This is a genomic window from Pseudomonas sp. Fl5BN2, assembly GCF_009908205.1.
Classification (GTDB): Bacteria; Pseudomonadota; Gammaproteobacteria; order Pseudomonadales; family Pseudomonadaceae; genus Aquipseudomonas.
The window spans coordinates 1-24,776 of record NZ_JAAARL010000020.1; the positions used below are offsets into that span (position 1 = coordinate 1).

The 24,776-nt window shown below is 62.1% G+C and carries 24 protein-coding genes; 14 read left to right on the forward strand and 10 right to left on the reverse strand.

Annotated features, from left to right (window positions below; genetic code table 11):
- Positions 1-1,262: acetyl-CoA C-acetyltransferase (locus GV819_RS24815; protein ID WP_161758685.1), on the reverse strand; the 1,262-nt coding region annotated here is incomplete at its 3' end.
- A 132-nt stretch (positions 1,263-1,394) separates the two neighbouring features.
- Here GV819_RS24815 and GV819_RS24820 point away from each other — a divergent pair.
- The gene (locus tag GV819_RS24820; RefSeq protein ID WP_161758686.1) at positions 1,395-2,747 is read left to right on the forward strand and encodes a 3-oxoacyl-ACP reductase; all 1,353 of its coding nucleotides are present in this window, start codon (positions 1,395-1,397) and stop codon (positions 2,745-2,747) included.
- Between the two features lie 2 nt (positions 2,748-2,749).
- Positions 2,750-3,604, forward strand: coding sequence for a MaoC family dehydratase (locus GV819_RS24825; RefSeq protein ID WP_161758687.1), 855 nt, complete (start codon positions 2,750-2,752; stop codon positions 3,602-3,604).
- Between the two features lie 7 nt (positions 3,605-3,611).
- On the opposite strand, the gene GV819_RS24830 is transcribed toward GV819_RS24825, so the two are convergent.
- On the reverse strand, positions 3,612-4,061 hold the full coding sequence (locus tag GV819_RS24830) for a DMT family transporter (RefSeq protein WP_161758688.1): 450 nt from the start codon (positions 4,059-4,061) through the stop codon (positions 3,612-3,614).
- A 645-nt stretch (positions 4,062-4,706) separates the two neighbouring features.
- On the opposite strand from GV819_RS24830, the gene GV819_RS24835 reads away from it, so the two are divergent.
- Positions 4,707-5,942: a collagen-like triple helix repeat-containing protein gene (locus GV819_RS24835; protein WP_368668937.1), complete on the forward strand. Its 1,236-nt coding sequence runs from the start codon at positions 4,707-4,709 to the stop codon at positions 5,940-5,942.
- A 191-nt stretch (positions 5,943-6,133) separates the two neighbouring features.
- The gene (locus tag GV819_RS24840; protein ID WP_161758690.1) at positions 6,134-7,810 is read left to right on the forward strand and encodes a ShlB/FhaC/HecB family hemolysin secretion/activation protein; all 1,677 of its coding nucleotides are present in this window, start codon (positions 6,134-6,136) and stop codon (positions 7,808-7,810) included.
- A 145-nt stretch (positions 7,811-7,955) separates the two neighbouring features.
- Here the strand turns inward: GV819_RS24840 and GV819_RS24845 are convergent, their stop codons facing one another.
- From GV819_RS24845 to GV819_RS24855, 3 genes are read right to left on the reverse strand one after another with little or no spacing between them, the layout of a single operon-like run.
- Positions 7,956-8,369, reverse strand: a complete 414-nt coding sequence (locus GV819_RS24845) for a response regulator (protein WP_161758691.1) — start codon at positions 8,367-8,369, stop codon at positions 7,956-7,958.
- 56 nt (positions 8,370-8,425) lie between these two features.
- Entirely contained in the window at positions 8,426-8,632 is a 207-nt protein-coding gene (locus GV819_RS24850) for a Flp family type IVb pilin (RefSeq protein WP_161758692.1), read from the reverse strand.
- A gap of 55 nt (positions 8,633-8,687) precedes the next feature.
- Positions 8,688-8,894 carry a Flp family type IVb pilin gene (locus GV819_RS24855; RefSeq protein ID WP_161758693.1) on the reverse strand — a complete coding sequence of 69 codons (207 nt, stop codon included), beginning with the start codon at positions 8,892-8,894 and terminating at the stop codon, positions 8,688-8,690.
- Between the two features lie 329 nt (positions 8,895-9,223).
- On the opposite strand from GV819_RS24855, the gene cpaB reads away from it, so the two are divergent.
- From cpaB to GV819_RS24895, 8 genes are read left to right on the forward strand one after another with little or no spacing between them, the layout of a single operon-like run.
- Positions 9,224-10,159: a Flp pilus assembly protein CpaB gene (gene cpaB / locus GV819_RS24860; RefSeq protein ID WP_161758694.1), complete on the forward strand. Its 936-nt coding sequence runs from the start codon at positions 9,224-9,226 to the stop codon at positions 10,157-10,159.
- A 19-nt stretch (positions 10,160-10,178) separates the two neighbouring features.
- Complete coding sequence (locus GV819_RS24865; RefSeq protein ID WP_161758695.1) at positions 10,179-11,432, forward strand: type II and III secretion system protein family protein; 1,254 nt, start codon at positions 10,179-10,181, stop codon at positions 11,430-11,432.
- The gene (locus tag GV819_RS24870) at positions 11,429-12,616 is read left to right on the forward strand and encodes an AAA family ATPase (protein ID WP_161758696.1); all 1,188 of its coding nucleotides are present in this window, start codon (positions 11,429-11,431) and stop codon (positions 12,614-12,616) included. The genes GV819_RS24865 and GV819_RS24870 overlap by 4 nt, the downstream gene beginning before the upstream one ends.
- A complete protein-coding gene (locus GV819_RS24875) occupies positions 12,613-13,887 on the forward strand; it encodes a CpaF family protein (protein WP_161758697.1) in 1,275 nt (424 codons plus the stop codon). The genes GV819_RS24870 and GV819_RS24875 overlap by 4 nt, the downstream gene beginning before the upstream one ends.
- A 16-nt stretch (positions 13,888-13,903) precedes the next feature.
- A complete protein-coding gene (locus tag GV819_RS24880; RefSeq protein ID WP_161758698.1) occupies positions 13,904-14,785 on the forward strand; it encodes a type II secretion system F family protein in 882 nt (293 codons plus the stop codon).
- 2 nt (positions 14,786-14,787) lie between these two features.
- On the forward strand, positions 14,788-15,672 hold the full coding sequence (locus GV819_RS24885; protein WP_161758699.1) for a type II secretion system F family protein: 885 nt from the start codon (positions 14,788-14,790) through the stop codon (positions 15,670-15,672).
- Positions 15,673-15,682: 10 nt separating this feature from the next.
- Positions 15,683-16,417: a tetratricopeptide repeat protein gene (locus tag GV819_RS24890; RefSeq protein ID WP_161758700.1), complete on the forward strand. Its 735-nt coding sequence runs from the start codon at positions 15,683-15,685 to the stop codon at positions 16,415-16,417.
- Positions 16,417-16,686 carry a DUF3613 domain-containing protein gene (locus GV819_RS24895; protein ID WP_161758701.1) on the forward strand — a complete coding sequence of 90 codons (270 nt, stop codon included), beginning with the start codon at positions 16,417-16,419 and terminating at the stop codon, positions 16,684-16,686. The genes GV819_RS24890 and GV819_RS24895 overlap by 1 nt, the downstream gene beginning before the upstream one ends.
- A 52-nt stretch (positions 16,687-16,738) precedes the next feature.
- On the opposite strand, the gene GV819_RS24900 is transcribed toward GV819_RS24895, so the two are convergent.
- Together GV819_RS24900 and GV819_RS24905 are read right to left on the reverse strand one after the other, a co-directional pair.
- Positions 16,739-17,530 carry a response regulator gene (locus GV819_RS24900; protein ID WP_161758702.1) on the reverse strand — a complete coding sequence of 264 codons (792 nt, stop codon included), beginning with the start codon at positions 17,528-17,530 and terminating at the stop codon, positions 16,739-16,741.
- Positions 17,531-17,656: 126 nt separating this feature from the next.
- The gene (locus GV819_RS24905) at positions 17,657-18,127 is read right to left on the reverse strand and encodes a prepilin peptidase (protein WP_161758703.1); all 471 of its coding nucleotides are present in this window, start codon (positions 18,125-18,127) and stop codon (positions 17,657-17,659) included.
- Between the two features lie 74 nt (positions 18,128-18,201).
- On the opposite strand from GV819_RS24905, the gene GV819_RS24910 reads away from it, so the two are divergent.
- The gene (locus tag GV819_RS24910; RefSeq protein WP_161758704.1) at positions 18,202-18,639 is read left to right on the forward strand and encodes a TadE/TadG family type IV pilus assembly protein; all 438 of its coding nucleotides are present in this window, start codon (positions 18,202-18,204) and stop codon (positions 18,637-18,639) included.
- Positions 18,636-21,404 carry a PAS domain-containing sensor histidine kinase gene (locus GV819_RS24915; protein WP_161758705.1) on the forward strand — a complete coding sequence of 923 codons (2,769 nt, stop codon included), beginning with the start codon at positions 18,636-18,638 and terminating at the stop codon, positions 21,402-21,404. Before GV819_RS24910 ends, GV819_RS24915 begins: the two co-directional genes overlap by 4 nt.
- Here GV819_RS24915 and GV819_RS24920 read toward each other — a convergent pair.
- From GV819_RS24920 to GV819_RS24930, 3 genes are all read right to left on the reverse strand, one after another.
- A complete protein-coding gene (locus GV819_RS24920; RefSeq protein WP_161758706.1) occupies positions 21,389-23,386 on the reverse strand; it encodes a pilus assembly protein TadG-related protein in 1,998 nt (665 codons plus the stop codon). The two genes, GV819_RS24915 and GV819_RS24920, sit on opposite strands and share 16 nt — an antisense overlap.
- Before the next feature lie 177 nt (positions 23,387-23,563).
- On the reverse strand, positions 23,564-24,121 hold the full coding sequence (locus GV819_RS24925) for a DUF4136 domain-containing protein (protein WP_161758707.1): 558 nt from the start codon (positions 24,119-24,121) through the stop codon (positions 23,564-23,566).
- Positions 24,122-24,166: 45 nt separating this feature from the next.
- On the reverse strand, positions 24,167-24,775 hold the full coding sequence (locus GV819_RS24930) for a DUF4136 domain-containing protein (protein ID WP_161758708.1): 609 nt from the start codon (positions 24,773-24,775) through the stop codon (positions 24,167-24,169).
- Position 24,776: the final 1 nt, after the last annotated feature.

Genomic DNA, 24,776 nt, shown 5'->3' on the forward strand with positions numbered 1-24,776 from the left:
GGGGGGTGGGAGAGGGGAAAAAGAGACAGGCCCAAAACCAATCCCCGCCCCTGCCCCGCCACACTCAGCAACTTCGCCAGGTTGGCGACAACCCGTCCGCCCGTGGCGGCAAAGGGATGGCCCGCCGCCAGGGAGCTGCCTTTGACGTTGAGCCGTGCACGATCGATGCTGCCCAAGGGGGCGTCGAGGCCTAGCCGGCTCTTGCAGTATTGCGGGTCCTCCCACGCCTTGAGGGTACACAGCACCTGGGCGGCAAAGGCTTCGTGGATCTCGTAATAGTCGAAGTCCTGCAGGCTCAGCCCATTACGTGCGAGCAATCGTGGTACCGCGTATACCGGGGCCATCAGCAGTCCCTCGGCAGCGTTGACGAAGTCCACCGCAGCGGCCTCGCCATCGCGCAAATAGGCAAGGATCGGCAGGCCGCGTTCCTTGGCCCATTGCTCACTGCCCAACAATACCAATGAGGCACCATCGGTCAGCGGCGTCGAGTTGCCGGCGGTGAGAGTACCCAGGGCACTGCGATCGAATGCCGGCTTGAGGCTGGCGAGCTTCTCCAGGGTCAGGTCCGGGCGCAGGTTGTTGTCTCGGGTCAAGCCAAGGAAGGGCGTGAGCAGATCGTCGTGCCAGCCTTCGGCATAGGCAGCAGCCATTTTCTCGTGGCTTTCCAGGGCCAGCTGATCCTGTTCGGCACGTGGAATGTCCCAGGTCTTGGCCATCTGCTCGCAGTGCTCGCCCATGGACAAGCCGGTGCGCGGTTCGCTGTTGCGCGGCAATTCTGGCTTGAGGTGATGAGGCCGCAGTTGCAGCAGGATCTTGAGCTTGTCGGCGGTGCTCTTGGCCCGGTTGGCCTGCAACAGGATCTTGCGCAATCCTTCGTTGACCCCGATCGGTGCATCCGAGGTGGTATCGACACCGCCGGCAATACCGCAGTCGATCTGCCCCAGGGCAATCTTGTTAGCCACCAGCAATGCCGCTTCCAAGCCAGTGCCGCAGGCTTGCTGGATGTCGTAGGCCGGGGTAGTGGGCGACAGGCGCGACCCCAGCACGCATTCCCGGGTCAGGTTGAAATCCCGGGAATGCTTGAGCACCGCCCCCGCCGCCACCTCCCCCATACGCAAGCCATGCAGGTTGTAGCGCTCGATCAGGCCTTCGAGCGCCGCGGTGAGCATCGCCTGGTTGCTGGCGGTGGCGTAAGGACCATTGGAGCGGGCAAAGGGGATACGGTTACCGCCGATAATCGCTACGCGACGCAGCTGTGTCATGGAAAGCTCCCTGTTCTGTGAATGCGACTTCGGTAAGTACCTCCCCACTAGCTTAGGAGGCTTCTCACTGATCGAACGACTGCATGCCATTCATGGTCCACACTTTGAACCCCAGCCTGCGGAGTGCGTTCCATGTCCGACCGTTATATCGACTTCGCCAATTCGTCCATCGGCCAGCGTCTGGTCGGGGCCCTTGGCCTGCCGTCGCCGGTACGTCTGGAGCGCTGGCAGGCAGGCCGCCTGCGGCCCATCGAGGGCGCGCTGCTGATTGGCGGCGGCGCCCTGGCGCAGCAGGTCAGCGCCCTGGCACCGCGCCTGACCGATGCAATCTACAGCTACGGCACCGATCCGGGCCTGGCCACCCCCTGGATTCCCGGCCACGGACCCAGGCTCAAGGCTGTGGTGTTCGATGCCAGCGAGCTGCTGCAGACCGATCAACTCAAGCAATTGCGCGAGTTCTTCCAGCCATTGCTGCGAAGCCTTGAACCCAGCGCCCACCTGGTGCTCCTCGGACGTGCCCCGGAAACCCTCGAAGACCCCTTCGCCGCCAGCGCCCAGCGTGCCCTGGAAGGCTTCAGCCGTTCCCTGGCCAAGGAACTGCGCAACGGTGCCACCCTGCAATTGCTGTACGTGGGGGCCGGTGCGGAAGAGCAACTGGAAGGTGCGCTGCGCTTCTTTCTCTCACCCAAGAGTGCCTTTGTCTCCGGGCAAGTGATCCGCTTGCAGCCCTGCGCCACCCAGGTCCAGGACTGGAGCCGCCCGCTGGCCGGACGCAAGGCCCTGATCACCGGCGCAGCGCGGGGCATTGGCGCAGCTATTGCCGAAACCCTTGCCCGAGATGGCGCCCAAGTGCTGCTACTGGATGTGCCCCAGGCCAAGGCCGAGCTGGAAGCCTTGGCCGCCCGACTCGGCGCACGCGCCATCAGCCTGGATATCTGCGCCGAGGACGCGCCGGCACAGTTGATCGAGCAACTGCCGGACGGCATCGACATCCTGGTGCATAACGCCGGCATCACCCGGGACAAGACCTTGGCCAACATGACCGCGGAATTCTGGGATGCGGTGCTGGCGGTGAACCTCAACGCGCCACAGGTACTGACCCAGGCCCTGCTGGACCACGGTCGCCTGCACGACCATGGGCGGGTGATCCTGCTGGCTTCCATCAGTGGCATCGCCGGCAACCGTGGCCAGACCAACTACGCCGCAAGCAAGGCCGGGCTGATTGGCCTGGCCCAGGCCTGGGCACCGTTGCTGCACGCACAGGGCATCAGCATCAACGCCGTCGCGCCTGGTTTCATCGAGACTCAAATGACCGCCAAGGTGCCTTTCGCCCTGCGCGAAGCCGGGCGCCGCATGAGCTCCCTGGGCCAGGGCGGCCTGCCCCAGGATGTCGCCGAAGCGGTGGCCTGGCTTGGCCAGCCGGGCAGCGGCGCGGTCAGCGGACAGGCCTTGCGGGTCTGCGGTCAAAGTGTCCTGGGAGCTTGAAAATGACGGCGCACTGGCACGAACTGAACATCCCCTCGTCCTTGCCTGCGCTGTTCCTCAAGGCTGCGCTGCGCCGGCGAATCAACGGCACGCAGTTGCCCGAGCAGGGCCTGCGTTGCTGGGTCAGCCTGCAACCCAAACAGCTGGAGGCCTATCGCAAGGTCTGCGGCTTTGTCGATAACGGCCTGCTCCCTGCCACCTATCCCCATGTATTGGCGTTCCCCTTGCAGATGCAACTGCTGACAGCCCGGGATTTTCCTTTTCCACTGCTGGGGCTGATTCACCTGGCCAACCGGATTCGTGTATGGCGGCCCATGGGTAACGTCAGCAGCGTGCGGGTCGGGGTCCAGGTACGCAACCTGCAACTCCATGCCAAGGGCGCGGTGTTCGATCTGGTGACCACACTGGACGATCTGCTGGGACCGCTTTGGGAAGCCGAAAGCCGGATGCTCTGCCGCGGCGTCAAACTGCTGGGAGAACCTGCGGGGCAGATCCAGCCCTCTGGCGAGTGCCTGAATGAAGTCAATCGCTGGCAGGCCGAGAGTGATATCGGCCGGCGCTATGCCAGGGTTTCCGGCGACTACAACCCTATCCACCTGAGTGCCTGGAGTGCCCGCCTATTCGGGTTTCCCCAGGCCATTGCCCACGGCCTGTGGAACAAGGCACGGACCCTGGCGGCGCTGAACGAGCACTTGCCGGCGGCGAACCTGGAAGTCACGGTGCAATTCATAAAACCCGTGCTGCTGCCTGCAGAGGTCAGGCTGTTGGCCAGTGCGGCCGGTCCAAGCGGTGAATTGCAGTTGTTGGGCAACGGCGATCTGCAACACATGCAGGGTGGCTGGCAGCCGATCGCCTGAACGGCCTTCAACCGCGACGGATCAACACGACACCAGCGACGATCAGCAACAACCCGGCAATCTTGCCAAGGCTGACCGGTGCCTCGCGAAACCCCACCCAGCCAAAGTGATCCAGAGCCAGGGCCATGCTCAATTGACCGGCCAGCACCAGCGCCATGAACAGCAAGGCACCGATCCGCGGCCCGGCGAAGGCGGCAGTGGTGATGAAAAACACCCCCAGCAGGCCACCGCACAAATGCCACCAGGTCAGTCCCTTGAGGGCCCCCAGCGAAGGCATCTCGCGCTGCATCAGCACCAGGATCAGCAACGCCGCGGTGCCGACAAAAAATGAGACCAATGCCGCAGCCAGCACACTGCCAAGCTGCTTGGCCAACTGGCCGTTGATCCCGGCTTGCAGGGCGAGAAAGGCACCCGCAAAAAACGGCAGGCACAACAACCACCAGACTGGGGACACCATCACAAGCTCCTGAAAAGTTTCGGTCGCGCAGTATAGGCCGGAGCCTGGTTCAAGACCCTCCCCCAAACTAATGACGGCAAGGGCAATTGCAGACCCTGCTCAAGCCAGGACCAGAGCTTATTAATTGTGTGTATATAACTTTAGTTTAACGCGAACTGAGCTCAGCTCATTACATTTTATATGTCGTTGTTTTAAATGAGATTTTTATAAAAATACTTTCAAAACGATACTTTAATACTAGTTACTTTTGAGTAAATAAATCCTATGAAAATAAATCATTAATACCAAGATCATAATTGTTCAAAGTCCCCTGCAAGCCTTTTATGTAGACAACGGACGAAGGCATCTCCAGCACCAGAACTGGAGGGCTATCGAAAATAACGAACGTTGTTACAGGTGCAAGGGATAACTCTAATGAACACTCAATTTGGATGGAAAGCGTGTACGGCACTGGCCATGATCCTGACCCTCAGCCTGACAGGCTGCAGCGGCGGCGGCGGTCATAAGAGCGGCGGTAGCGACTCATCTACTAACAGCGCCAGCGGTGGCACCACCGGAGGAACTGGCGGCACAGGTGGTGGTACAGGTGGTGGTACAGGCGGTGGCACAGGTGGTGGTACTGGTGGTGGTACTGGTGGCGGTACAGTGACCACCAGCAGCCTGGTGTCCGATCTTGGCACCACCGTCAGCGGTCTCGGCACTGGCGTCAGCGGTCTGGGTGATTCCCTCGCCGCAGTTCCGGTGGTCGGCGGTGTCGTGCAGAGCGCTGTCAACACCACGGGCAATGTCGTAGACACCGTGGGCGAAGGCTTGACCAATGGCCTGGGCCAACTGGGTACCAATCCCAAGGCTCTGAGCACAACCACAGCAACCGTTGGCAATGTGGCCAGCGATGTGGGCACCGGAGTCACCGACCTCAGCGGCAAGCTGGCCGCCACGACCCAGAGCGTTCCGGTGGTCGGTGGTGTAGTCACACAAGTGGCGCCTGTGCTCGGCGGTGTCGGCACCCAGGTGACCATGCTCGGCAATACCCTGAGTACCGTCACCAGCAGCGGCCCCGTAGGCACACTGAGCGATGGCGTGGGCGACAAGGTACTGGTCCCCGTGGTGAGCCTGGCGGAAGGCGTGACCGGCAAGGTCGGCAGCGCTACCGGCCTTGGCGCGCCGGTCAATGGGCTGCTCAATGGCGTGGCCGACGCGGTCGATAACACCGGCAACAAGGTCAGCGATACCGGCAACGGCACCCCTGGAACCGATCTGCTGGGCAATGCCCTGAGTAATACAAGTAGCGCCGTAGGCACTGCGGGCGGTTACCTGGGCGGTTCTGGCAGCGGCACCGGTAGCGGCGGCACTGGTGGTAACAACGGCCTGCTGGAAACCGTCGGCGGCGCCGTGGCGAACCTGAGTAACGGCCTCAACACTGGCAGTAGCAATGGCACCGTCAGCGCCGGCGGTGTCACCGGTGGCGCGGTAGGCGGCCTGATCGCCTCGGTAGGCGGCGCCCTCGGCGGCAGCGGCACCCCCAATCTGCTGGTCACCGCGCCTCTGGCCAGCGTCGGCGTGAACCTGGGCTCGGCATTGAACCCTGTCACCAGTTCGGTCTCCGGCCTGACCCAGCAAGTGGGCGCAAACAGCGGCCTTGGCGGCCCCGTCAGTGGTCTGCTGGGCCAGGTGGGCGGCGCGGTCAGCAACACTGGTAGCAACGGCGCCGGAGGCACCGGCGGTAATCCGGTCGGTAGCGCCCTGGGCGGCACCCTCGGTGCAGCGGGCGGTACTGTGGCCTCGGTAGGAGGGTTGGTCGGCGGCAGTACAGCCCCTAGTGGCGGCCTGGGTGGTGTGCTGGGTGGTTTGACCGGCGCCCTGGGTGGTACCAAAAAATAATTTGCACCTGGCCGATTCGACGGCCTCCCCTACAGCGCCTACGCTTGGTTGAGGGCGAGAGATTCAGCTGGATCTCTCGCCTTTTGTTTATCCAGAGCATCATATCCCGGCACCAGATCAAGGCCCTGACCCTGAACGACGCTTGGCATGAGGATTTTTAGCACCGCCGCAGTTTGACCATGGAGTGTCCTATGCGCACATTGGCCAGTTTGTTGTTACTTGGATGCTGCACTTCCGCTTACGCCGACTCCCTTCCCCGCTTTCTCAACAGCAACGACAGCATCAACAACCTGCCGATACCCAACCTGCCGGTAGATGCCTACCGCCCGGTGACTCCAAAACCGCAGTTACCCGAACAGCCCGTTCCCCCTCAAGGGCAGCAGCCGTTGATGATGGGCACCAAGGTCACGGTGCGCCAGGTTCAAATCGAAGGCGGTACCATCTACCCCCTGCAAGAGCTGGCAGCGATCTACCAGCCCCTGATCGGTCATGAGGCCAGCTTTGGCCAACTGATCGAAGCCACACGTAGCATCACCCGGCGCTACCAGGACGACGGCTACCTGCTGTCCTATGCCTTCATGCCACAACAGAAACTCGACCAGGGCACCCTGCGGGTGGTGCTGGTGGAAGGCTATATCAGGGACTACCAGCTGCAGGGCGACATCGGCCCGGTGTCCGCCTACCTGGACAAACTGGTGAGCAAACTCAAGGCTGAGCGCCCACTGACCCGCAAGACCTTCGAGCGCTACACCACATTGATGAGCCGAGTGCCCGGAGTGACACTACAAGCCGTAGTGCCACCACCGGGAACCACCGATGGCGCAACCAGATTGGTCGCCGTAGCCAGTCGCAAATCCATCACCACCAGCCTCAACAGCACCGACGACAACCGCAACGGCCTGCAGGCTCTGGTAGGCGTCAGCAGCAACTCACAAACCGCCTGGGGCGAGCAGCTCAGCCTCAGCGGGCTGTTCCCACCGGGCAAGGACAAGGAGCACTACTACCGCCTGGACTACAGTCAGCTGCTGGGGTCGGAAGGAACGCAACTGAACCTGTATGGCGCACGTTATCGCAGCGATCCGCGTACCAATGTACAACTGGATAACGGACTTGAGCTGGAGCCCCATCGCGAAAACGACCGCTTCTCCATCGGCGTCAGCCACCCGTTTATCGCCTCGCCCAATGAAATGCTCACCGCAGGCACACGCCTGTACGCGGTGAACGACAAGACCCGCTACCAGGTCACCAACAACCCGCTGACCCTGGAAGAGAAAACAGACATCCGCGCCCTGGCGCTGGAAGGCGACTGGAGCAAATCCGACCCGCGCCAGTTGCGGATCCTCAGTGCCGGCCTGTATCGCGGGCTAGACAGTATGGGGGCCAACACCAACAACAGCCTCTACGACCTGGACTTCTTCCGTCTGCGCCTGGCTGGGGTGCAAAGCAACCGCTTCTTCGATAACTGGCAGGGCGTGCTGTCCGGCGCCCTGTACTGGAGCCAGGACAACCTTCCCGACAGCGAACGGGCGAGTTTCGGCGGCCAGAACTTCGCTCGCGGCTACCCCGATGACCAGGCCACCGGCGACAAAGGCTGGGGCGTGGCCTATGAGGTGAACTACAGTTTCAACCGCGAAGGACCCTGGGTCCGGGTGTTGCAACCCTATGTGGTGCTGGACCGCTCGAAAACCTGGTTCAACCAGTTGCCGGTCAAGGGCAGCAGCCTGTCATCGGCCGCCGTTGGCCTGCGCTTCGGAGACTCCAAGCACTACAACATTGCCCTGGAAGCCGCCAAGCCGATGTCCGACGAAGCCCTGGACACCTACAATCGCCAGCCGCGCTACACCCTGAGTTTCAGCTATCAACTCTGATCCATTAGGTGACTAGACCCGCCCATCGGCGGGTCTTTTTTACCCGCGGGCCAAAGGCTCGGTTGGTGTGAGGAGCTACCGCTGAATCGAAGAAAGGCAGGTACCTCGGCCAGTGCCGGGACGGGGCCCGGACCGGAGCTGGAAATCAGGGACCAACTATATGCAGGCGAGGTTGGGGAAACAGATTGTTGAGGGTTTCCAGCAGGCGCACGTGATAGATCGGCTTGCGGAACAGATCCAGTACCTGCAGGCGCAGCAGGTCGCTGACGTCGTCCATATCGGCGTGGCCCGACATGACAATGACCGGTAGATGCTGACGCGAGGTGTGTTCGCGCAGGCGCTTGATCAACGACAGGCCACTCTCCTCTGGCATGCGCAGATCAGTGATGACCAGGGCAATGTCGGGATGGCGGGTGAGGTGCTGCAAAGCCAGCTTCACCGAGGTCGCGGTAAAGCAACAGAAGCCCTCACCTTCCAGCAACTCGGCGAGTTCCATCAGCGCGTCCTCTTCATCATCCACAAGAAGAAGTTGCTGGCGTGGGGTGGAGGGTGTGTTCATCAACATTACCTTGAGCGGACTGTCCGGCGACCTTTACTGCAAGTGCGATAGCAGCCTCAAGGTAGGGATCGCGTTACCGTCGCACCTCCCAGATCCGTGAGGATATTGTTGAAGATCGCCAGGACCCGGTCACCCATTGGCGTGACGAACGCCACCACGATCACGGCCACCATGGCGATCACAATCGCGTATTCAATGGCCGAGGCGCCATCCGTCTCCTTCAACAGCAGGCGAGCACGAAGCAACAGGCATTCAAACAGCATGACGCACCTCCTTGGGGAGTCCCTGCAGCGTGCAGCCATTCACTCGCTCACTGGCTCATGGAGTAGGACGGGTAACCGTGGCACCTCCCAAGGCGACCAGTACGTTGTTGAAAATGGCCAGTACCCTGGCGCCCATTGGGGTCACGAACGCCACCACGATGACGGCCACCATGGCGACCACGATTGCATACTCGATCGCTGAAGCGCCTTCGGTACGGTCAAAAAACAGGCGCGCCCTGAGATACAAATATTGAAGAATCATCCTAGCTCTCCTTTGCGCCACTTGGCGCTGATGGAAGCGCACGGGAACAAAATCCCTTGATGCCACCAGAGCATTGTCAACAAAGTCCGGACCAGCAACTGTAAGAACTGATTAATCAATAAGTATTAGTTGGAAGGTTGGCGCCAAAAATCCAATCCCAATTGAGATTGCCCTACTTTTGTTAGCTATTTTTGGCTAGTTAATGGCATTTCGTCCTAGCTCTACTACCTTCACATAGCGAAATAGTTGCATGTTCATAGCTGCCTGATTGCGAAATTAACTCGTTTGGAAGCACGGGCCGGTAGTGCAGCAGGAAAGGGAGAGCCCTCATGAACAGTCGCGTCACCATGGGCCTGGCCGGACTTCTTCTGGTGGGTGCGGTGTTTTTCGGCTACTGGGGACTGATGCTCAGCCGGCAACCCGTGCCACCACCGCCAGCTCAACCGACGGCCCCCAGCGTCGTCGAACAAACCACCAGCAGTGCCGAGGACCAGACTCGCCAACCGGTGGTGGTCCTGGTTCGCGACGTGCCGCCTTTCATGCCCCTTACCGCCGCCGATCTGGCGCTGGAAAAATTGCGCACTGCACCGGCTGGCAGCCTCAGCGCCATCAGTCAGGCAGTGGGCCGCACGCCCTGGCGGCAATTGAACGCCGGGACCTGGCTCAACCAACAGAGCTTCGACAGCGGTGGTGCCCTGGCGCGGATGATCCACAGCGATGAGCGGGCCCTGGCAGTCGCCGTCGACGAAGTCATCGGCGCGGCGGGGCAACTGAGCCCGGGCGACTATGTCGACGTGCTGCTGTTCCTGCGCCAGGACACCAGCAACCCGCAGCAATCGGCACAGATCGCGGTGCCTGCCATGCGCGTGCTGGCTGTGGGCGAACAACTGGGACTGACCAACGACGGACAACCCGCCTCACCCACCCTGAGCAGCGATGACAAACTCAAGCAGGACCAGCGCCGGGTTGCTGCCCGCACGGTGGTCCTGGCCGTTCCCGAACAACTTTTGAGCCGGCTGATGCTGGCCACCCAGGTCGGCGTGTTGCGCCTGGCCGTACGCAGCAGCGAGGAACAGCGCCTGGCTCATTATTGGGCCGGCAATGCAGACGCCAGTGACCACCTCGATGTGGCCAACGGCAACCTGTTCCAATTCACTCAACTGGCCCTCGGCAGCGCCCCCCGCAGTCCGGTCGCCCACGGTGGCGCACCACGATCGGCGGTGGAGGTGATCCGAGGTAACCAGGTCACTCAACAAACTCCCTGATTGAGCAAGGATGCACTACATGCGCAGTCGTTCCATGCCGCTGTTCACTTGCCTGCTGACCCTGAGCCTGGGGCCATTGCTCTGGACCCAGGCCCTGGCCGCTCCGGCGGCAAGCTGCTCGAACCTGGCGCCATTGCCCGCAGTGCTGGAGGTTGGCGAAGGCTTGCAACAGGAACTGCAATCCCCAGTAGCGATCACCCGGCTGGCGGTGGGCGATCCGAAAATTGCCGATGTCCACGTCAACGGCAGCCAGGCCTTTCTCCTCACCGGCATGGCCCCAGGTGCCACCAGCCTGATGGTCTGGACCTCCTGCTCCAGCACCCCACGGCAAAGCATGGTGTTTGTCCAGGGCCGCGCCACCGCCGACATGACCAGCACCCGCCTGCCGGCCACCGACGATCCGCTGCTGCCCAGCCAGGTGCAGACCGACATCCGCTTCGTCGAAGTCAGCCGGACCAAACTCAAGGAAGCCAGTGCCTCGATCTTTGGACGCGGGCACAACTTCCTGTTCGGCTCCCCCGGCACCGCCCCAGTCACCAGTGGCACCGCCGGGGGCGCCACGCCGGTCTTTGGTGGTCGCCGGAGCAACATTCCCCTGGATAACGGCACCTTCAATATCGGCTTCGGCAACGGCCGGGTGCTGGCCTTGATCAATGCGCTGGAAGGCAGTGGCTTCGCCTACACCCTGGCGCGTCCGTCCCTGGTGGCCCTCAGCGGACAGAGCGCGAGCTTCCTCGCCGGCGGCGAGATCCCGATCCCGGTGCCCAGCGCCGGTAGCAACAGCGCGACCATCGAATACAAGGAGTTCGGCATTCGCCTGACCCTGACCCCGACCATCGTCGACCGCGGTCGTATCTCGCTGAAGGTTGCACCAGAGGTCAGCGAACTGGACTACAGCAACGCCGTGACGATCGCAGGGGCCCAAGTTCCCGCCCTGACCATTCGCCGTACCGATACCAGTATTTCCCTGGCCGACGGCGAGAGCTTCGTCATCAGTGGCTTGATCAGCACCAGCAACAGCTCCCAGGTGAACAAGTTTCCGGGACTGGGGGACATTCCGGTACTCGGCGCCTTCTTCCGCGACACCTCGATCAAACGCGAGGAGCGCGAGCTGCTGATGGTGGTCACGCCCCATCTGGTCCAACCCTTGGCCGCCGACGCAAAACTGCCGGCCTTGCCCGGCGAACGCCTGCGCAACTACGACCCGAATTTCTATCGCATGTTCTTCCTCGAAAACGGCAACTTCGACAAGCGCAGTGGGCTATCGCAATGAGCCAGAACCTGAGCCAGACGTTCCTCGCCATCACTCGCAACAACACCGACCTTGAGTGGCTGCAAGGCGCCCTGGCGCCCCTGGGCCAAGTGGTAGGGGCCGATGGCAGCCTCGATGAGTTACTGGCACTGGTGGACGTCACCTTCGCCAACCTGGTGTTCGTCGGCCTTGACCGCGAGCATGTGGTAGCCCAGGCCGCACTGATCGAAGGTGCCCTGGAAGCCAAGCCGATGCTGGCGATCGTCGCCCTCGGCGACGGCATGGACAACCAACTGGTACTCAATGCCATGCGCGCCGGCGCGCGGGATTTTGTCGCCTACGGTTCGCGCTCCAGTGAAGTTGCCGGCCTGGTCAGGCGCTTGAGCAAGCGCCTGCCAGCAGTGACACCCAACACTCAGCTGGGAGGCTTGACCGTGCTCTACGGTACCCAGAGTGACGGCGATGGTGCACTACTGGCCGGACACCTGGCACTGGTGGTGCAAAAGAGCGGCCAGCAAACCCTGCTGCTGGACCTCGGCCTGCCCAGGGGCGACAGCCTCGCGTTGCTGGGGCTGGAGAGTTCGTTCCACTTCGGCGATGCCCTGCGGCACCTGCGACGCCTGGATACCACCCTGATCGACAGCGCCTTCACCAGCGCCGAAGCCGGTTTGCGGATCCTCGCCTACGCCAGTCACGACGAGCCCCTGGAGCACACCAGCGCGGCGGAGCTGTACATGCTGCTCAGCGCCCTGCGCCAGCACTTCCAGCACATCGTAGTGAACCTTGCCGGGCAACCGGACAGCGAAGCCCTGCGCACCTTTGTCAGCCATTGCGACAAGCTGCTCTGGCGCACCGATCAGAGCGTGCTCGACTGCCGGCGCAACCTCGCGGTGCTCAATCACTGGCGCGAAAAAGGCATGAAACTCGAACACGCGCGCCTGCTGGTGGACCGCTACCTGCGCGCCGTCGCACCGGACTCCGAGACCCTGGGCAAGACCTTCGGCCTGGAAGTGATCGCGGTACTGGCCTACAGCCCGGAGGTGCGCCTGAACGCCAAGAACCAGGGCGTCACCTTGTTTGAAATGGCCCCCCGTGAAGCCCTGACGCAAAGTATTCGCGTCCTGGGCGAACGCCTGGCCAAACGCTCGGAAGGCCTGCCCCAGCCCAAGGCCGGCTGGCTCAACCGAATCATGGGGGCCCGATGAGCGGCGAAAAACTCTTTGGCGGCCCACCCCGCACAGCGCCGGGCAACAGCGACCACGAAGGCCTCAAGCTGGTGTTGCATCGCTACATCATTGATGCCATCGAAGAGTCGGGAAAAAACCTCCTGGAAAGCTCCCGGCAAAACCTCTCGCAATTCGTAACCGACAAGGTCGCGGAGTACATCGCGCGCATGCACCTGGCGATCTCCCGTTATGAAATGGAGCGGCTGGCAGAAGAGATCGTCGACGAGCTGACGGGCTTCGGTCCCCTGGAAGTACTGCTACGCGATCCTGCGGTAACCGAGATCCTGGTCAACGGTCCGCACCGCGTGTTCGTCGAACGCGAAGGCGTGCTGCACCAGAGCGACCTGCGTTTCATCGACGCCCACCATGTGGAGCGGGTGATGCAACGAATTCTCGCGCCCCTGGGCCGGCGTCTCGATGAGTCCTCGCCAATGGTCGATGCGCGCCTGCCCGACGGCAGCCGGGTCAACGCAATCATTCCACCCATTGCCCTGGACGGCCCCTGCCTGTCGATTCGAAAGTTCCGCAAGGACATGCTCAATAGCAGCGACCTGATCGCCATGCAGACCATCGACCTGGCGATCTTCGAGTTTCTCCAGGACGCGGTGGGCAAGCGCTGCAACATTCTCATCAGCGGCGGCACCGGCACCGGCAAGACCACCCTGCTGAACATTCTCAGCCAATTGATCAACCCGTATGAACGCCTGGTGACTATCGAAGACGTGGCCGAACTGCAACTGGTGCACCCCCACGTTGTTCGCCTGGAGACTCGCCCGCCAAATGCCGAGGGACATGGCGAGGTCAAGGCCAGCGACCTGATCCGCAACGCCCTGCGGATGCGCCCGGACCGGATCATCCTCGGCGAGATCCGTGGTGTGGAAGTGCTGGATGTACTGACCGCGATGAACACGGGCCACGATGGCTCCATGAGCACTGTGCACGCCAACAATGCGCAGGATGCCCTGCTGCGCCTGGAAACCCTGGTCGGCCTCACCGGGCGCCAAGTCGCCGAGCGCACCCTGCGGCAGATGATCTGCGCGGCCCTGGATGTGGTGATCCAATTGACCCGCCTGCCCGATGGCCGACGCTGCGTCAGCGAAGTAGTGGAAGTGGTGGGCCTTCGCGAGGACATCTATGTCACCAACACCCTGTTCCGCCTGGACCGCCGCAGCGGCTTCGGCTTCCAGCGCGAGGCGCTGAATCCGGCCGGTGACAAACTGCGTCGCGAGAACGGACTGGGCGTCAATTGAACCGGCGAGGTAGCCCATGATCGGTCTGCTGCTCACATTGATCTGCCTGCTGCTACTAGGACTTTCCGGCTGGCTGTTCTACCACGGCGTACGCAAGACCGAACGCGAGCGAGTGCTCAATCGACTGGCCGCTGGGCAACCCGACCAGCCCCCACCACGCAACTCATGGAGCGGCCTGGAGCGCGCCTTTGCCCGCGCCGGCCTGGGCCAGCCCAGTGAGCGCCTGGGCCTGTGGCTGGCGGTCTGGGTGGTCCTCATGCTGCTGGGCTACTTGCTGGAGGACTGGTTCGGCCTGCTGAGCTGCCTCCTCATCCCACCGTTGCTCCTGCGGATGTACATCGCATGGCTGTTTCAGCACCGGCTCAAGCGCATGATCGAGCAACTGCCGCCCCTGCTGGACCACAGCGTGCGCAGCCTCAAGTCCGGACGCACCCTGGCGGACGCGGTGCTGGGCGCCATCGAGGCCAGCAACGATCCGCTGAAAAAAGCCATGGGCAGGGTCCAGCGCAACGTGCAACTGGGGGTCAACCTGCCGGACGCGGTCAGTGACTTTGCCGAATTCTACGAGCAGGACGAGTTACGCATGTTCGCCCTCGGCCTGAAGGTCAATCACCGCTACGGCGGCAACGCCAGCGAATTGCTGGAAAACCTGATCAAGCTGATTCGCGAGCGCGAGCAAGGGGCCCGGCAATTGAGCGCGATGACTGGGGAAACCCGCATGACCGCTTGGGTCCTGGGACTCTTGCCGCTGATTCTGGTGAGTTACTTCATGCTCACCAACCCAGGCTACATGCTCGGTATGTGGCAAGACCCCGCCGGGCAGAAGATGCTGATCACCGCCGTGTGCCTTCAGGTCTTTGGTTGCATCGCCCTTTGGCGCATGTTGAGGAGTATTTGAATATGCTTCTACTGGCCGCCGCACTGCTGTTTCTCGGGGCCTTGCTGCTGCTCGGCAACGGCATGCTGGAGCAGCGCCGACGCGAGCGCCAGATTGCCCAGCGGCTGCAAGGCAACATGACCCACGACAACCGCCTGGGCCACTGGCTGCGTCAACTCGGCGACAGCCGTTTCGGCCAGCGGGCGGTCAGCATGGACAGCGAGACCAAGGTCCTCCTCAACCGCCTTGGCTGGCGCCGTGCCAACCAACGCTCGCTGTTCGCTGCCTTGCAGATCGCCACTCCGCTGGTGGTGATCTGCCTGACGATCTTCATCCAGGAAGTGATCTATCCCCACGCTGAGAACAAATGGCTGTTCCCGATGCTCTCGACCGGGGTCGGCTACCTTTTGCCCAAGCGGGTCCTGGCCTACGCAGCTCAACGCCGGCAGAAGCATATCGCCCTGGAGATCTCCACCTTCATTCCCTTGCTGCGCATTCTGTTCGAGTCGGGGATGGCCGTGGAACAGGCCTTGCGCGTTCTTGGCAACGAAGCCCGGAAGCTTATGCCAGAGCTGACCCACGAGCTGCGCCTGATCCTGGCACGGGTCGACTCGGGCCTGGAGCTGGGTCAGGAACTCAACCAGACCGCCACCCTGCTAGCGGTAGACGAGTTCACCGACACCTGCGTGATTCTCCAGCAACTGATCCTGCAGGGCGGCGGTGCGATGAAGTCGCTGCAGGCCCTCAAGCAATTGCTCGACGACCGGCGCCTGACCCGCCTGCAGGAATACATTTCGAAAATGTCGGCAAAAATGTCGGTGGTGATGATGCTGTTTCTCTTCCCCGCCTTGTTGATTGTCCTCGCCGGGCCGGGCTTCACTGCCATCGCCCGGGCCTTTGCTTCCTAGAGGGAACCTGATGAAAGTACTGATTGCCGCAGCAAGCCTGTTGCTGCTCGCTGGATGCACCAGCAACGGCCAGGTGCAGTGGGCGGCCCTGACCAACTCCACCAGCTGCGCCAAACTCAGCTCCGAGCAGGAACTGGCGGTGAACCTCGCCGATGAAATGGCCAGCGACGGCAAGCTGCACGCCAGCCTGGCCAATCTGCAGAACTTGCCGGACAACCTCGCCGAGGTGCGGGTGCGCAAGGCCCGGGTCTACCGGCTACTGGGGCGCAGTGAGGCTGAACCGCTGTACCGCAGCCTGCTGGGTTCATGCCTCGCGGCCGAGGGCGAACACGGCCTTGGCCAACTGGCGGCGGCCCAGGGTGACAACGGTCAGGCCCAGGCCCACCTGCAACGGGCAGCACGCCTGGCACCGACCAATGAAAAAATCCGCAATGACCTGGGGGTCGTCTACCTCAACCAGTTGCGCATCGAAGATGCCCGCTTCGAGTTCCTCACCGCCATCGAGCTCAAGCAATCCGAACCCCTGGCCGCCATCAACCTGGTGACCCTGCTGCTCTACCAGGACAACTGGAAGCAGGCGGCGGCAGTGGTCAGCCAGGCCAACCTGAGCCCACAGCAATTCGCTCAGGCGCAGGCTCGTGCCGAGGAACTCAAGACGCCATCGAAAACCGCTGCCCGGGTGACTCAGGTGGCCACCGGGTCCGCCACCGTGCAGCCTGCTGTCGCACCCGCCAAGGAGCGCTGATGATGAAACTGCCCATGTTCTGTTGCACTGCCCTGCTGGCGATGCCCCTGGCCGCAATGGCTATCGACGCCGGACCGTCTTCGCCCCAGCAGCAGGAAACCGAAGGTTGGCTGCTGTTGCAGAACCGCAACCTGGCAGCCTCGCCACAACCGCAGACGGTAACGCCCACCGAGCGCGAGCTGGCGTTGCAACGCTGGTTGAAAAAGTACAAATACGAGATTCCGGATCTGTATGACCCGAACGCCGGAGGCAAAGTGGAAACCAAATGATCGATAGCTGCAGCCGGCGGTCACCATCACCGCCGGTGCCTGTAGGTCAGTATCAGTGCGCCGTGACCCGCTGGCGCAACCCCGAATTGCTCGGAGACAGGGCCAAGGCAAGCTGTGTGCGGTTGTGCATGTGGGTCAACCGCAGTACCTGGGACACGTAGAGCTTGACGGTGTTTTCGGTGATCCCCAACTCGCAGGCGATCTGGTAGTTGGTCTGGCCCTTGCCCACCAGCCGCGCCACATCCAACTGCCGTGGTGAAAGCTGATTGAAGATGGCCGGTATCTCAATGCTGTCCGCGTCGCTGGCATTTTCGCCCCCGGCGCCTTCACCGTGGCTGGTGGACGGTGTACGCCGGACCTTGTCCAGGTCCTGATACAGGTCGTCGATGGACTCCGAGAGAAACTGCAGCTTCTGGTTCAGGTGTCCCAGGTGCAGGTTCTTCTGGCGCTCTTGCAAGACCACTTCCTGGCGTTGCAAGCCTTCAAGAAGCTCGTCCAGGTCGATGGGTTTTTGATAGTAGTCGGCGATTCCGGCGCGCAGTGCCTTGATCACATCCTGCTTGTCGGCCTGCCCGGTGAGCATGATGGCTTCGAACACTCGCTGTTTGCCGGCAATCCGTTGCAGTTCCTGCACCAGTTGGATGCCGTCCAGACCGGGCATGTGCAGGTCGCAGAGCACCAGGGAGATTTCCGGGTCCTTGTTGAAGCACTCCACAGCCTCGCGGCTGGATTCACAAGGAACACAACGGTAGCCACTGCTTTCAAGAAATTCGCAAAGTTCTTCGACAATCAGCGGCTGATCATCGACCACGAGCACTTTCATCTGTGAGGTGAGCTTGTTCACGTGCGACTCCGTGCGGGCCAATCGCTGACTGACCACTCCTGTCCTGCCAGGCATGATCCGGGCAGCCACACCTTAAAACCTAGACCTACTTTCCGACTATGTACATAGCATTAATCGGCCTGGCGACTAGTGGATCAAGGTCACAGTTAAGACCATTCCAGCCAGGACGAAGGGGGCAAATGGGTATTTTTTTGACAGCCGCGCCACAGGTTCTGCTTCGGGAGATTGAAGTCCTTGTTCCTGCTGCGGCCAAACCCTGGGGGCAATCAGCAAGCACAGGAAACTGCAGAGTCCGGCGCCGATAAAAGCCCCCAGCAAGTACTGGGTATCGGAGGCCAGCCCCAGGGCCGCCATCAGCTTCACATCCCCTGCCCCCATCCTTCCCGTGGCATATCCAGGCAGGGTCAGCAGCAAGGCCAGCAGCAGCGCCCAGCCACCTTGCGCGGCACTGGCCCCCAGCCAAGTGTTGCCGGTCCACAACAGGTACAGGGTCGCCAATAGCGCGGCGCCCAGGGTCAAAGCATTGGCGATGTGCCGCTGACGCAGATCCTGCAGCGCGCAAATTGCCAACCAGATCCACAAAACCAAGAATTGCATCGGCTAAAACGGTCCTTTCCGCCGGAATGATCCTATGCTCAATGGACATAGTGGTTGTCAGGGTAGACGCACTGATGAAACCGGGCCTCCCTAGAAAGCAGAAAGGCGCTGCGGCAATCGAGTTTGCTGCGGTCTTCGTGATTTTTTTCGCGGTGTTCTATGGCTTGGTCAGCTATAGCGTACCGCTGCTGATGATGCAGTCCTTTCATCAAGCCACCGCCGAAGCGATTCGCCGTGCGGTGATGGTTGACCCCAACACCGCCAACTACGCCAGTGCCGTGCAGAACCTCGCCAACAGCGTGGTTCAGAGCCAGACCCAGTGGATTCCCCCAGCCTTCAACTTCGCAGCCACCGACTACACCTCGGTGTACAGCGCTGGCGTGTTGACGGTCTCGGTGAACTACCCCACCAGCAAGCTGACTCAAGTGCTGCCGCTGGTGGTACTGCCGGTGATCGGTGCAGTGCCCAACCTTCCCACCACTCTTTCCGTCAGTTCGAGCCTGCAATTTTGACCTCTGGTGACAAGCTCTTCGGGCGTTTCCTGGGCCGTCAGCCACTGGCCATCGACGAGCCCCAAGCCGCTGTACCACCCCAGGCCATCGGCCTGCTGCTGGTGCTGGATCAACAGGGTCGAGTCCTGAGCATGAGCGGGCCGCTGCGACATGCCCTGGCCCAATTGCCTCCCGGCATCGAAGCCGCCCACCTGAACGACTATATCGTTCCCGGCAGCACTCAAGCCCTTGAAGGCCGGCCTGCCGACTGGAGCGGGCAAGTACTGGACCTGGAGTTTCGCGGGCTCGGCCGCAAGACCTTGCACCTGCGGGGCTGGGTCCAGCGCTGGAGTCAGGAATGGCACCTGCAACTGTTGGACATCGGCGACCTGATCCAGCAACGCCAACAGGCCCTGAGCCGTGAACAGTGCCAAGTCTTCGCCGCACAGATCAGCGAGCAACTGCGTCTGTGCAACCTGACGCGCCTGGCGGATGTCCTGCACGAACAACTGGCCGACCTGGCCCGGTACTGGCACATCCCCTGCCTGGGCCTGGCCCTGCTGGACGAGCAGGAACAGGGCTGGGTCATTCACAGTTGCTACACCGCCCACGACGCCCCACGGCTTTGGCAGGACGGCCAGGTACTGGGTACCGGCCTTGATAGCCTGAACGGCAATACACCGCTGCGCCTGAACCAGGTCCAGGGCCTGAACGAACACCCGCGCCTGCAAGGCATCTTCGCTCACCGCGAAGGTTTCCTGGTGCCCTATCGGGATGATCACGGCGTCGCCGCCTGGCTCCTGTGCGGTGGTTATACCGTGCAGCAGCACGCACCGAACCTGCTGGATCGCGACTGGCTGATGCTCACTGCAGCCCTGGCCGGACCGCTGCTCAGCCGCCTGCGCGAGCATCGTCACCACCTGCACCTGGAACGCCTGGAGGCCCTGCAAGGACTGCTGGGCGCCGGTTGGTGGGAACTTTGCCCGGGCACCAGCGAAGTCCTGTTGGCCAGCCAGCTGGCTACCAGCCTGCAGTTGCCCGAGAACAGCATGCGGCTACCTGTCCAGGCCTGGCTGGAACTGATTCACCCCGCCGATCGGGATGAGCTCGGCAGCCGCCTGCAGGCGTTACAACTGGGCAAGCCCCTGCTGCTCTGCGTACGCCTGCACACCCCAGACCCAACAATGCCCGCGCGCTGGTACCGCTTGCAGGGGCAAGCCCTGGGCCAGGGTGAAAACCAACGACTGGTGGGCTTCATGCTGGACATCAGCGATATCAAGAACCAGCAGCAACAGGCGGCAGCGGCCCACGCCCGCCTGGACAACCTGATCGCCAGTTCACCGGCGGTGATCTACGTCCAGCGCTACCTCGAAGGCGCCTTGCAGCCGAGCTTTTTCAGCGCCAGCCTGCAACCTTTACTGGGCTGGAACCTGGAGGACTGTACAGACGGCAGGCTGGTGGACTGGGTCCATCCCGAGGATCGAGACCTGTACTTCCAGCGTTGCCGCCAGCTGCTGCGCGAAGGCAGTGTCCACAGCCGCTATCGACTGCGGGATCGTGATGGTGATTACCACTGGGTTCTGGACGAAGCCAAACTGCTGCGCGATGACCTGGGCCTGCCGGTGGAAGCCGTCGGCCTGTGGCTGGATGTCACTGAAGCCACCCTGGCCACCGAGCAGGTGCGCCAAAGCGAAGAGCGCTACCGAATCCTGGTGGAGGATTCTCCGGCCATGATCTGCCGCTACCGCCCAGACCTGACCCTGACCTTCGGCAACCGGCCCTTGGCCGCGTACCTGGAATGCTCCGCCGAGGATCTGCCAGGGAGCAACCTCGGGAACTGGCTGTCCGCCGAACAGCGCGAAGGCTTCGAGCGGCGAATCAGCCTGCTGAGCCCGGAGTTTCCGGTCAGCACCGCTGAAATAAACCTGCAACTACCGGGACGTGAACATGCCTGGTGGGTCTGGTCGGATCGCGGGGTGTTCGATGACCAGGGGCGACTCCAGGAGATCCAGGCCGTTGGCCGTGACAACACTGAAGTCCGGCGCTCCCAACAGCAGCTCACACAAAGCGCGAAGATGGCCACTCTCGGCGAAATGGCCACCGGTCTCGCCCATGAAATCAACCAGCCACTGAACGTGATGCGCATGGCCATCGTCAACGTACTCAAGCGCCTGGACAACGGCGACATCCAGATCGACTACCTCACTGACAAGCTCAAGCGCATCGATACCCAGGTCCAAAGGGCCGCCCGAGTGGTGGATCACATGCGGGTATTCGGCCGGCGTTCGGAGGTGGAGCAACAGCCGTTCAATCCGGCTCAGGCCATCGATGGCACCCTCTCGCTGCTGGCCGAGGGCATGCGAGGCAAGGGGCTTGAGCTACGCATCAGCGAAATGGGCTTCGAAGTCCAGGTCATGGGGTTTGTCGACCAGTTGGAGCAAGTGCTGATCAACCTGCTGGTGAATGCCCGGGACGCCCTGCTGGCCCAACGGGAAAAACACAGTGATTTCAAACCCTGGATTTCCGTCTACGGCCAACGCGACGAACACAGTGTGCGCCTGTGGGTCGAGGACAATGGCGGCGGCATCGATCCACGACTGTTGGAGCGGATCTTCGAACCTTTCTTCACCACCAAGCCGGTGGGTGTCGGTACCGGGCTGGGCCTGTCAGTGAGCTACGGCATCGTCGAGAACATGGGTGGGCGCCTGAGTGTCAGCAACGGTCAGGACGGCGCACGCTTCTGCATCGAGCTACCGATTGCCCCGGCAGATCAGATCACCAGGTAAGCCTTGCCGGTCTGTCCACAGGTCAAGTTGGCACCCACCTCCACATCCATCAGGTTGATCCCAAGGCCGGACAGCAGGTTATTCAGCAACGGATCCAGCACCGGACTCAGGAGGCCGGTGATCACCGGTGTGAGCAGGCTGCTGACCCCGCTAATGGCCGAGGCTAGCCCAGTGACAATCGCCCCGAGCGGGTTGTTGCTGACCGGTTTGTAGACGATCAGGTTGATCCCCGCCAGGGTGCTCGCCAGGCTGGAGACAATGTTGCTGGTGGGCGCCGCCGTCTGATAGCTCGGGGTCTGGTTGACGTTGGGCGGCACCGGGTACGGTGAGACCGTGCTGGAGAACACCAGATCCTGGGTATTCTGCGCCACGCTGGTGTTGACCATCACCGCAATTCCTCCTCCCGCGTAGTGCACCACTGGATCACAGTGACCCGGCAGGATCAGGAACTGATAACAAGTACGGATGCCCAGGTCCACCAGAGGCAGAGGGTTTACCGTGGGCTCGGCGGATGAGGAGAAGGCATTGGTGGGGTCGATCTGGCCCACCTTCAAATCGGCTATCGAGGTGATGGTGTGAGCGGTGAGACTCTTGGTCCCGCTATTGTTCACCGGGCAGCTGTAGTCGGTGACATAAGCGATCGCCCCACCAGCATCCAGGCTCAGGTCGATTTCCGAGGACGATGCGAGTGCCGGATACAGTTGCTCACACCCGGCGCCCAGCAGGCACAATGCCGACCCCAGGGTCGCCACCAGGTTCAAGCTCAGCAGGCTGTTCAATACCGGGGTTAGCGGCGCCACCAGATTGCTGACCGCCGTCGACAGCCCCGACACCGCCGACAGGACCGGCAAATTGATCCGTACCAGGGTGCGCACCTGCGCAGTGCGCACATAAATGCGGTTAGCTCCGGTGGGATTGGCCTTGGCCAGGGCGGGGTCGCCAATGGCCGACAACTGTGGCGGCTCGATGACTTTGGTCTGCACCGTGATATTGGCCAGCCCCAGCACGGTGATCGGCAAGGTCGCCGCTACCGCACTGTTGCTGTTGGACAACTGGATCATTGCCTGCAGCAGTTGGAACAGTTGCAGGTTGGCATTCAATGCAGAGCTCGGCAGGCCAGTCTGCAGTTGCAGGATATCCCCCAGTCTCAGCGGCGCCGCATTGATCGCGGCGATCTGCAGGTTGCCCAGGGCAGTCAACACATCGGCGGTGGCGCCATTGGCCTGGACCACGGTGATCGCCGCCTGGACCAGTTGCGTCACGCTGGTGGTGGTATTGAGCAGTTGGGTGTAGTTACCGGCCGCCACGCCAAGGTTGATTGCCAGCTGATTGAGGTAGCTCAGCAGGTTGATATTGGTGTTGAGCAAGCCGTTCCAACCCACAGCGCTCAGGTTCAGGCTGCCTCCCAGCATCCCGCCCACCAGCGGGTTGAGAATGCTCGACTGCGCGGTGCTGACCGTGAGCAGAGTGCTTTGAATACTCAATTGCGCCACTGTCGGGGTCGGTGCTGCGGCAACGGCCGTGGCGCTCAGCGGGGTGGTGAGATTGATCGGCCCCGGAGAAAACAGCCCGGCAATTCCTGAGGCCACACTGATGGGCACGGTATTGGAGACAATCACCCGCACGGCAGCGGATTGCGTGGCGTCGACATTGAAAGTGCGCAAGCCGTTGGCCCCGGTGGTCAGGGAACCGCAATCGGTGGTCAGGCTGCTGCCGGTAGCCACAGCAAAGCCATTGCGCGTCGCATTCTGCCCGGCATAAGTGGCGGCAGTCAGGCCGCTCTGGCAATTGCCACCACGACTGACCGCTTCCAGCGCGGCGTTGTCCGCCACCCGCTGCAGCCTGCGCTGCTCCATGTAGAGGCGACCGCTGTCCACCACCAGCAACATGAACAACAACGCCAGGCCCAGGGTCATCGCCGCCATCAGGCCGATGGCTCCGCGCTGGTGGACCGGGCCGGAAAACCGCTTCATGGGAGACATCGAGGCACTCCTTTACCGGCTCGCAGCCGAGCGCTATCTCCAAGGATGAAAGCAGTGTAGTCAAAGCCCGGAAGGCACGCTGGCAGGCTGCCAGCTCCATTGACTGGTGGCAGGTAAAGTCACCGCCAGCACCTCATGGCACTCCCGGGAATCGATGCAGCGAAACGGCGAGTGAACTCAGCGGGGCGGATAGTTCTGCAGGATGCGCATCACCGTGGTCCGTACCGCCGCGCTGCGATCGGCGGGATTGGGCGAGCTGCTGAGCATTTGTTCGTCACTGCCGCGCCATACCAGCTTGCCGTCCTTGCCATCCAGCAAGTCGATCTGGATGGTCGCCACCTTGTAACTGATGTTACGGGTTTCGTTGTACACCGGTCCGCCCCAGTAGCCATTCCATGGGCCACCCCAGCCGCCGCCATAATTGGTGGTGACTTGCTGCTGGCGGTCCTCGACGATCAGGTATGCCTGCACATTCAAGTCGGCCCGGGCAGCGCCCTGGGCCGGACGCAGGCCGCGCTGGTCCAGTTGCTCGGCCACCGCCTGACGGATGCGCTGCTCGGTCAGGTCGCTCTTGATCCGGGGATCGTCAGGGCGATATTGCAGGGCCGGTTCTTTCCAGCCCCAACTGTGGTAGGCGCCAAAGTCCCGGCTGGCGTCGAAGTCATGGTTGACCTGGTCGGCGGCGCAAGCACTGAGCAAGGCGGCACACACCAGTAACGCGATTCGATGGAACATGCTGTTTCTCCGCGTGAAGACAAAAACCGGGGAGCCGGCGACCGACTAACTGGGAGGATAGGCCGCCATGGCCTTTTGCACCGCTTCGCGTAGCGAATCGGCTCGTTCACTCAGGCTGCCCCGACTGCTGGTTTCGGCGCTCGCACTCCATACGGGCTGGCCGTTGGCGCCGTCATATAGATTGACCCGGACCACCACCACTTCTACCTCATAGGTGCGCACCACCGGTGTGCTGCCGTACATGCCGTAGCCCGGCCCGTAGCGGTTATAGCCGCCGTAGCCGCCATAACCGTAGTCGTCCTGGACCTGGCGCAAGCGCTTCTCCAGATGCAGGTCGGCGCTGACCCACAAATCCGCCGGCCGATTGTCATGCAAGGGCCGTAAGCCACGTTGATCCAGCGCGCCGCTGACCGCTTCGGCAATCTGTGCCGAGTCGGCCCAGGCCGAACCGTTGGGCAAGCGACCGTTGAGCCAGGCCCAGCTGCGGTAGCGCCCATAGTCACGCTGTGGCGCCGGGTAGGCGCTGCGGTCAAAGGTATTCGCTGCTTGCGGCGGAGCCGGCGGCAACGGGTTGGAACTGGCGACATAAGGGTTGCTGCCCTGACAGGCGGCAAGCCCGGAACACAAAAGGATCAGACCCAGGCGGCGTTTCATT

Coding starts and splice junctions, on each gene's coding strand:
- GV819_RS24855 (WP_161758693.1), bottom strand. CDS start 8,894: ATGATTCTTCAATATTTGTATCTCAGGGCGCGCCTGTTTTTTGACCGT.
- GV819_RS24840 (WP_161758690.1), top strand. CDS start 6,134: ATGCGCACATTGGCCAGTTTGTTGTTACTTGGATGCTGCACTTCCGCT.
- GV819_RS24880 (WP_161758698.1), top strand. CDS start 13,904: ATGATCGGTCTGCTGCTCACATTGATCTGCCTGCTGCTACTAGGACTT.
- GV819_RS24885 (WP_161758699.1), top strand. CDS start 14,788: ATGCTTCTACTGGCCGCCGCACTGCTGTTTCTCGGGGCCTTGCTGCTG.
- GV819_RS24920 (WP_161758706.1), bottom strand. CDS start 23,386: ATGTCTCCCATGAAGCGGTTTTCCGGCCCGGTCCACCAGCGCGGAGCC.
- GV819_RS24910 (WP_161758704.1), top strand. CDS start 18,202: ATGAAACCGGGCCTCCCTAGAAAGCAGAAAGGCGCTGCGGCAATCGAG.
- GV819_RS24905 (WP_161758703.1), bottom strand. CDS start 18,127: ATGCAATTCTTGGTTTTGTGGATCTGGTTGGCAATTTGCGCGCTGCAG.
- GV819_RS24825 (WP_161758687.1), top strand. CDS start 2,750: ATGACGGCGCACTGGCACGAACTGAACATCCCCTCGTCCTTGCCTGCG.
- GV819_RS24845 (WP_161758691.1), bottom strand. CDS start 8,369: ATGAACACACCCTCCACCCCACGCCAGCAACTTCTTCTTGTGGATGAT.
- GV819_RS24930 (WP_161758708.1), bottom strand. CDS start 24,775: ATGAAACGCCGCCTGGGTCTGATCCTTTTGTGTTCCGGGCTTGCCGCC.
- GV819_RS24895 (WP_161758701.1), top strand. CDS start 16,417: ATGATGAAACTGCCCATGTTCTGTTGCACTGCCCTGCTGGCGATGCCC.
- GV819_RS24875 (WP_161758697.1), top strand. CDS start 12,613: ATGAGCGGCGAAAAACTCTTTGGCGGCCCACCCCGCACAGCGCCGGGC.
- cpaB (WP_161758694.1), top strand. CDS start 9,224: ATGAACAGTCGCGTCACCATGGGCCTGGCCGGACTTCTTCTGGTGGGT.
- GV819_RS24830 (WP_161758688.1), bottom strand. CDS start 4,061: ATGGTGTCCCCAGTCTGGTGGTTGTTGTGCCTGCCGTTTTTTGCGGGT.
- GV819_RS24925 (WP_161758707.1), bottom strand. CDS start 24,121: ATGTTCCATCGAATCGCGTTACTGGTGTGTGCCGCCTTGCTCAGTGCT.
- GV819_RS24890 (WP_161758700.1), top strand. CDS start 15,683: ATGAAAGTACTGATTGCCGCAGCAAGCCTGTTGCTGCTCGCTGGATGC.
- GV819_RS24865 (WP_161758695.1), top strand. CDS start 10,179: ATGCGCAGTCGTTCCATGCCGCTGTTCACTTGCCTGCTGACCCTGAGC.
- GV819_RS24820 (WP_161758686.1), top strand. CDS start 1,395: ATGTCCGACCGTTATATCGACTTCGCCAATTCGTCCATCGGCCAGCGT.
- GV819_RS24870 (WP_161758696.1), top strand. CDS start 11,429: ATGAGCCAGAACCTGAGCCAGACGTTCCTCGCCATCACTCGCAACAAC.
- GV819_RS24850 (WP_161758692.1), bottom strand. CDS start 8,632: ATGCTGTTTGAATGCCTGTTGCTTCGTGCTCGCCTGCTGTTGAAGGAG.